Below are 7,278 nucleotides of genomic sequence, written 5' to 3' on the forward strand. Positions count from 1 at the left end.
GGGCCGGTGGCGGGGGCGGTCCGGCGGGCTTCGGCGGTGGCGGTGGGGAGGAGGAGGGCGAGCGCGAGGAGTGGAGTCTTCATCGCGTGCGAACCTAGCGCGGATCGGGTGGGTGGCAAGGCGTCCGCCGCAAACTCGCCGTCATCCTGGGTCGAGCCCAGGATGACGAAGTGTGTCAGCGGGCGTCGACGCCGATCGCGTCAGCGATGCTGGCGAAGCCGTCGCGGGTGAGCAGCGCGTCGAGCTCGCGCAGCATCCGTGCGGGGAGGCCGGGGCCTTCATACACCAGCGCGGTGTAGAGCTGGACGAGGCTCGCCCCTGCGCGGAGGCGGGCATAGGCTTCCGCACCGCTGCCGATGCCGCCGACCGAGATCAGCGGGATCGCGGCGCCGGTGGCCTTGCGGAAGTCGGCGAGGCGCTGGCGCGCGAGCGGGGCGAGCGGGGCACCCGACAGGCCGCCGGTTTCTTTGGCGTTCACCGAGCGCAGGCCGGGGCGGCCGATCGTCGTGTTGTTGACGATCAGCGCGTCGATCCGGTTGTCGATCGCGGCGCGGGCGATGTCGTCGATGTCCGCGGGCTCGAGGTCGGGCGCGACCTTGAGGAAGATCGGCGTGGTGCCCTTGGCGGCGGTGCAGGCGGCGAGCAGATCGCGCAGTGCTGCGCCATGTTGCAGGTCGCGCAGGCCGGGGGGTGTTGGGCGAGCTGATGTTGATCGTGATGTAATCGGCGTGCGGCGCGGCGCGGGTGACGCCGTGGACGTAATCCGCGGTGCGATCGCTCGCGTCCTTGTTCGCGCCGACGTTGATGCCGAGCACGCCCTTGCCGCGGCCGTGCGCCTTCGCCCGGTCGAGCGCCGCGTCGAGGCCACCATTGTTGAAGCCGAGGCGGTTGATCACCGCGCGGTCTTCGGGGAGGCGGAAGATGCGCGGCTTGGGATTGCCGGGCTGGGGCAGGGGGGTGAGCGTGCCGATCTCGACGCTGCCGAGCCCGAGCCCGAAGAACCCGTCGATCGCGCGGCCGTCCTTGTCGCGCCGGCGGCGAGCCCGACCGGGTTGGGGAAGGCGATCCCCGCCACGCTGGTCGCAAGCCGCGGGACGGATGGCGCGAGCGGCGTGCCCGCCTTGCCCCAGGCGGCGAGCGCGGCGATCGTCAGGCCATGCGCGCGTTCGGCGTCGAGGCGGAAGAGAAGCGGGTGGTAGAAGGCCATGCGCGCTCTTACCCAGATCGGCTGGGGTGGCCAAACCCTTCTTCCGTCATTCCCGCGCAGGCGGGAATCCATCCGTCCGCAGGCGCAAAAGACAGAGTGGATTCCCGCCTCCGCGGGAATGACGAAGTGGACTCAGTTGCGAGTCGTTAGCACTGACGGACGGGTTGACGCTGCTGCCCGCAAAGCCCATTTGTCAATCGGATCATATCGGTCCGATTGGACTCACAAGTCACCATGCGTCTTTCCAGCCTAGCCGACTATGCGGTCGTGATGATGAGCGCCGCGGCGCGTCATTGCGGTGGTATCGCGCGGCTGAACGCGACGCTGCTGAGCGAGGAAACCGGCGTGCCGCTGCCGACGGTGCAGAAGCTGGTAAGCCGCTTGTCGGCGGCGGGGCTGATCGAGAGCACGCGCGGGACCGGCGGCGGGTTTCGCCTGTCGCGGCCGCCCGCGTCGATCTCGCTCGCCGACATCATCGAGGCGGTCGAGGGCCCGATCGCGCTGACCGCGTGCGTCGACGGTGCGGCGCAGGATTGCTGCATCGACCAGACGTGCAAGGTGAAGCCGCACTGGAACGCGGTCAACGGCGCAGTCCGCGGCGCACTCGCCGGCGTGACGCTCGCCAGCCTTTTGCAAGTCCCGAATTCGCCGGTGCCCGCATGACGCGCGCAGCGCCTAACCCCTTTCTCCGCGATCTCTGCGCCTCCGCGCGCAAAATCTCATATTCGCGCAGAGACGCAGAGATCGCAGAGTTTTTAGAGAGCCGCGTTGCGGCGGAGATGGAATGATGGCTACCCGGAACGCAGAGGCCTATGCCGCCGCGAACAAGACGTACGAGTGGGGCTTCTCCTCGGACATCGAACAGGAATTCGCGCCCAAGGGCCTGTCGGAAGACACGGTGCGCTTCATTTCCGCCAAGAAGGGCGAGCCGCAGTGGATGCTCGACTGGCGTCTGAAGGCGTTCGCGCTGTGGCAGACGATGGAAGCACCCGACTGGTCGAAGCTCAACGTGCCGCCGATCGATTACCAGGACGCCTATTATTACGCGGAGCCCAAGGCGAAGCCGAAGCTCGGGAGCCTCGACGAGGTCGATCCCGAGATCCTGCGCGTCTATGAAAAGCTGGGCATCCCGATCGGCGAGCAGAAGATGCTCGCGGGCGTGGTCGAGGATCCGCTGAACGAGGACGGCACGCCGAAGCGCCGCGTCGCGGTCGACGCGGTGTTCGACAGCGTCTCGGTTGCGACCACGTTCCGCAAGGAATTGGAGGCCGCGGGCGTGATCTTCCGGTCGATCTCCGAGGCGATCAAGGAATATCCCGACCTGGTGCGCAAGTGGCTCGGCAAGGTCGTGCCGCAGCGTGACAATTACTTCGCGACGCTGAACTCCGCGGTCTTCTCCGACGGCACGTTCGTCTACATCCCCGAGGCGTCCGCTGCCCGATGGAGCTGTCGACCTATTTCCGGATCAATGCCGAGAATACCGGGCAGTTCGAACGCACGCTGATCGTCGCCGACAAGGGGTCGTACGTCTCCTATCTCGAAGGCTGCACCGCGCCGATGCGCGACGAGAACCAGCTGCATGCGGCGGTCGTCGAACTCGTCGTGCTCGACGATGCCGAGATCAAGTACTCGACCGTACAGAACTGGTATCCGGGCGACGAGAACGGCGTCGGCGGGATCTACAATTTCGTCACCAAGCGCGCTTTGTGCCAGGGCAAGAACTCGAAGGTCAGCTGGACACAGGTCGAGACCGGCAGTGCGATCACGTGGAAATATCCGTCGTGCGTGCTGGCGGGCGACGGCTCGGTCGGCGAATTCTATTCGGTCGCGGTGACGAACAATCGCCAGCAGGCCGATACCGGCACGAAGATGATCCACCTCGGCAAGAACACGCGGTCGACGATCGTGTCGAAGGGGATTTCGGCGGGGCGCTCGGACAACACCTATCGCGGGCTGGTGCGCGTCGCACCGACCGCGGAGGGCGTGCGCAACTTCACGCAGTGCGACAGCCTGCTGCTCGGCGACCAGTGCGGCGCGCATACCGTGCCGTATATCGAGGTCCGCAACCCGTCCGCGCAGATCGAGCATGAGGCGACGACGTCGAAAATCTCCGAGGACCAGCTGTTCTACGCGATGTCGCGCGGGCTGGATGCGGAGGCGGCGGTGGCGTTGATCGTCAACGGCTTCGCGCGGGAAGTGCTGCAGCAGCTGCCGATGGAGTTCGCGGTCGAGGCGCAGAAGCTGTTGGGGATCTCGCTGGAAGGGTCTGTGGGGTGATCCCCGCCCGTCATCCCGCTGGCGCGGGCATGACGGGACAGCGCTGGCGCAGGACGCGCCGCGGAAATTAGAGATTTGGAATTGGGCAGAATTCGATGCTGAAAATTGAAAACCTTCATGCCGAGATCGACGGCAAGGAAATCCTCAAGGGGCTCTCGCTCGAGGTGAACGCGGGCGAGGTGCACGCGATCATGGGGCCGAACGGCGCGGGCAAGTCGACGCTGGGCTATGTGCTCGGCGGGCGGCCTGGGTACGAGGTCACGTCGGGCTCGGTGACGTTCGACGGCGTCGACCTGCTCGAGCTCGAGGCGCATGAGCGCGCCGCGGCGGGCGTGTTCCTTGGCTTCCAGTATCCGGTCGAGATCCCCGGCGTGTCGAACGTCCAGTTCCTGCGCGAGGCGTTGAACGCGCAGCGCGCGACGCGTGACGAGAAGGCGCTGTCGGGCGGCGAGTTCCTGAAGCTCGCGCGCGGGCAGGCGGATCTGCTCGGGATGGATTACGACATGCTCAAGCGGCCGGTGAATGTCGGCTTTTCGGGCGGCGAGAAGAAGCGCAACGAGATGGTGCAGATGGGCATCGTCAACCCGAAGTTCGCAATCCTCGACGAGACGGACTCGGGCCTCGACATCGATGCGCTGCGCGTCGTCGGCGACGGCATCAACCGCATCATGCGCGCGCCCGACAAGGCGGTGCTGCTGATCACGCATTACCAGCGGCTGCTCGATTATGTTGAGCCGGACTTTGTCCATGTGCTGGCCGACGGGCGGATCGTCCGCTCGGGCGGCAAGGAACTCGCGCAGCAGCTCGAGAGCGAAGGCTATGTGGGGATCGCCGCATGATCTACCTTCGCGCCGCAGGCAGGAAAGATTGGGCTCACGCGAAGGCGCAAAGGCGCGAAGGGCGTGTGGTCAATAATCTCGTCAGCAATATCCTTCCAACGCCTCTTCGCGCCTTCGCGCCTTCGCGTGAACCATTCTCGTTTTTCGTGGGCCGCATCATGAGCGTTCTCGAACTTCCCTCCACGCGCGAGGAGTCGTGGCGCTGGGGGTGATCCGGCGGCGATTGCGGCGGCGGCGGGGTTGCCGCGCGGTGAGGCGCTGGCGGGCTCGTGGTTCCTCGAGCTTGAGGGCGCGCGGGCGGTGTTTGTCGATGGCGTGCTGGATGAAGGTCGCAGTGATCTTCGGCATGTCGCGATCGCGCCGCTCGAGGGTGGTACGCATGTGCTGGGCGCGCGGACGACCGGTCATGGCTGGTCGTTGCGCGTCGAGGCGCATGCTTCGGCGGAGCTGATCCAGATCGTCCATATCGCGACCGGGGGCGAGAATCATGTTCCCGCCGAGATCGTGCTCGCGGACGGCGCGCAGGCGTCGGTGGTCGAGACCTATGTCGGGACCGGCTGGTCGAACCGGTCGACGCGGATGAGGCTGGGCGCGGGCGCGAAGCTGACGCGTGCGGTGCGGTTGCTGCAGACCGCGGGCTTCGTGTCGGTGCGCGACGAGGCGGATGTCGGTGCGGGGGCGAGCCTGATCGTGACGATGCTCGGCGCGGGCGATGCGGGGACGCGGATCGACGGCGCGATCACCGTTTCGGGCGACGATGCGTTTGCCGAATATGGCGGCGCGCTGCTGACGCGGCGCGACCAGCGGCAGGAATGCGCGCTGTCGGTGCGGCATGCCGCGCTGAACGGGCAGAGCAAGCAGATCTGGCGCGCGGTCGCAGCGGACACGTCGACCGCGAGCCTTGCGGCGCGCGTCGAGGTGGCGCGCGATGCGCAGAAGACCGACGGCGTGCAGTCGCTGCGCGGGCTGCTGCTCAAGCGGACCGCGACGGTCAATCTGAAGCCCGAGCTCGAGATCTTCGCGGACGACGTGAAGTGCGCGCACGGTGCGACGGTCGGCGAACTCGACCAGCGCGCGCTGTTCTACATGCAGAGCCGCGGCATTCCGCATGCCAAGGCGCAGGCGCTGCTGACGCGTGCGTTCGTCGGCGATGCGTTCGCGCAGATCGCGGACGCGACGGTGCGCGATGCATTCGTTGCGGACGCGGATGCGTGGCTGGAGGCGGCATTATGACCCTGACGCTCGAAACGCGCCCGCTCGACCGGGTGTCGGACTTCCCGGCTATCCCCGACGGCTGGGCCTATCTCGATACCGCCGCCACCGCGCAGAAGCCGCAAGCTGTGGTCGACGCGATCACCCGCGCTTATGGCGAGACCTATGCGACCGTGCACCGCGGTGTGTACCAGCGCTCCGCCGACATGACCGTCGCGTACGAGGCGGCGCGGGGGGCGGTGGCGCGGTTCATCGGCGCGGGATCGCCCGACGAGATCGTGTTCGTGCGCGGCGCGACCGAGGCGATCAACCTGGTCGCGACCTGCTGGGCGGGGACCCAGTTGAAGGCGGGCGACCGCATCCTGCTGTCGATGCTCGAGCATCATTCGAACATCGTGCCGTGGCAGATGATCGCCGAGGCACGCGGTGTCGCGATCGACGTGCTGCCGCTGACCGCGGACCATTGCATCGATCTCGACGCGATGGAGCGGATGATCACGCCCGCGCACAAGCTGGTCGCGCTCGGCCATGTGTCGAACGTGCTCGGCTCGGTGCTCGACGCGAAGCGGGCGACGGAGATTGCGCATTCGGTCGGGGCGAAGATCCTGCTCGACGGCTGCCAGTCGGTGCCGCGGATCGCGGTCGACGTGTCTGCGATCGGCTGCGATTTTTACGTGTTCTCGGGCCACAAGCTGTACGGCCCGACCGGGATCGGCGTGCTGTGGGCAAAGCCCGAGCTGCTCGAGGCGATGCCGCCCTATCAGGGTGGCGGGTCGATGATCGACAAGGTGTCGTTCGCGAAGACGACGTACGCGCCGGCGCCGGGACGGTTCGAGGCGGGGACGCCGCATATCGTCGGCGCGCTCGGGCTGCATGCGGCGATCGACTATGTCGAGAGCATCGGGCTGGCGGCGATCCATGCGCACGAAACCGCGCTGGTCACCGCGACGCGCGAGGCGCTGTCGGGGATCAATTCGGTGCGGCTCTATGGCCCGGCGGATTCGGCGGGGATCGTCTCGTTCACGATCGAAGGGGTTCATCCGCACGACATCGGCACCATATTGGACGAAGAGCGCGTCGCGATCCGGGCTGGCCATCATTGCGCCCAGCCGCTGATGGAGATGCTGGGCGTCGAGGCGACGGCACGGGCGAGCTTCGGTGTCTATAACGGTCCTGCTGACGTGGATGCGCTGGTGCGCGGTATCGCGCGAGTAACGAGGATATTTGGATGAGCGATCGGTTCGAGATCGAGGAAGTCGAGGCGGTGCAGTCGCCGCCCAAGGCGCGTGTCGTGCTCGACACCGACGGCGATGCGGAGCGCAAGCGCGACTATCTCGCCGGGTTCCTGGCGCAGAAGCCGCAGGTGGACTCCCCCGGCGAACCGGGTGGCGCGGTCTATGACGCGATCATCGATGCGTTGAAGGACATTTACGATCCCGAAATCCCGGTGAACATCTATGACCTGGGGCTGATCTACGGCGTCGAGGTGACCGAGGACGGGCATGCGGTCGTCACGATGACGCTGACCACGCCGAACTGTCCGGTGGCGGAATCGATGCCGATGGAGGTCGAGATGCGCGTCGGTGCGGTGCCGGGCGTCGGGGTGGCCGAGGTAAATCTGGTATGGGATCCGGCATGGGATCCGCAGAAGATGTCCGACGAGGCGAAGCTCGAACTGGGCATGTTGTAACGACTTGCCCCTCCCTCAGGGGAGGGGACGGGGGTGGGGCCGTCACCGCGAGC

Annotated in this window: 6 protein-coding genes and 2 pseudogenes; 7 read left to right on the forward strand and 1 reads right to left on the reverse strand. The window is 66.9% G+C overall.

Annotated elements, in window-relative coordinates; all coding sequences use genetic code 11:
* Window positions 1-175: 175 nt before the first annotated feature.
* Window positions 176-1,207 (reverse strand): annotated as a pseudogene (locus tag NI18_RS14280) (quinone-dependent dihydroorotate dehydrogenase).
* Window positions 1,208-1,441: 234 nt separating this feature from the next.
* Between NI18_RS14280 and NI18_RS14285 the strand changes: the two are divergent.
* From NI18_RS14285 to NI18_RS14310, 7 genes and pseudogenes are all read left to right on the forward strand, one after another.
* Window positions 1,442-1,870, forward strand: a complete 429-nt coding sequence (locus NI18_RS14285; protein WP_031441060.1) for an SUF system Fe-S cluster assembly regulator — start codon at window positions 1,442-1,444, stop codon at window positions 1,868-1,870.
* Window positions 1,871-1,994: 124 nt separating this feature from the next.
* Window positions 1,995-3,484 (forward strand): annotated as a pseudogene (sufB, locus tag NI18_RS14290) (Fe-S cluster assembly protein SufB).
* Between the two features lie 95 nt (window positions 3,485-3,579).
* The gene (gene sufC / locus NI18_RS14295; RefSeq protein ID WP_031441058.1) at window positions 3,580-4,323 is read left to right on the forward strand and encodes a Fe-S cluster assembly ATPase SufC; all 744 of its coding nucleotides are present in this window, start codon (window positions 3,580-3,582) and stop codon (window positions 4,321-4,323) included.
* Window positions 4,320-4,535, forward strand: coding sequence for a hypothetical protein (locus NI18_RS27130; protein ID WP_128082230.1), 216 nt, complete (start codon window positions 4,320-4,322; stop codon window positions 4,533-4,535). Before sufC ends, NI18_RS27130 begins: the two co-directional genes overlap by 4 nt.
* A 28-nt stretch (window positions 4,536-4,563) precedes the next feature.
* A complete protein-coding gene (locus NI18_RS14300) occupies window positions 4,564-5,556 on the forward strand; it encodes a SufD family Fe-S cluster assembly protein (protein WP_306286424.1) in 993 nt (330 codons plus the stop codon).
* Window positions 5,553-6,767 (forward strand): cysteine desulfurase, encoded by a 1,215-nt coding sequence (locus NI18_RS14305; protein WP_037530760.1) that lies wholly within the window; start codon window positions 5,553-5,555, stop codon window positions 6,765-6,767. The genes NI18_RS14300 and NI18_RS14305 overlap by 4 nt, the downstream gene beginning before the upstream one ends.
* Complete coding sequence (locus NI18_RS14310; RefSeq protein WP_031395029.1) at window positions 6,764-7,225, forward strand: SUF system Fe-S cluster assembly protein; 462 nt, start codon at window positions 6,764-6,766, stop codon at window positions 7,223-7,225. The genes NI18_RS14305 and NI18_RS14310 overlap by 4 nt, the downstream gene beginning before the upstream one ends.
* Window positions 7,226-7,278: the final 53 nt, after the last annotated feature.

It is taken from the genome of Sphingomonas sp. Ant20, from assembly GCF_000783375.1.
GTDB lineage: Bacteria > Pseudomonadota > Alphaproteobacteria > Sphingomonadales > Sphingomonadaceae > Sphingomonas > Sphingomonas aerolata.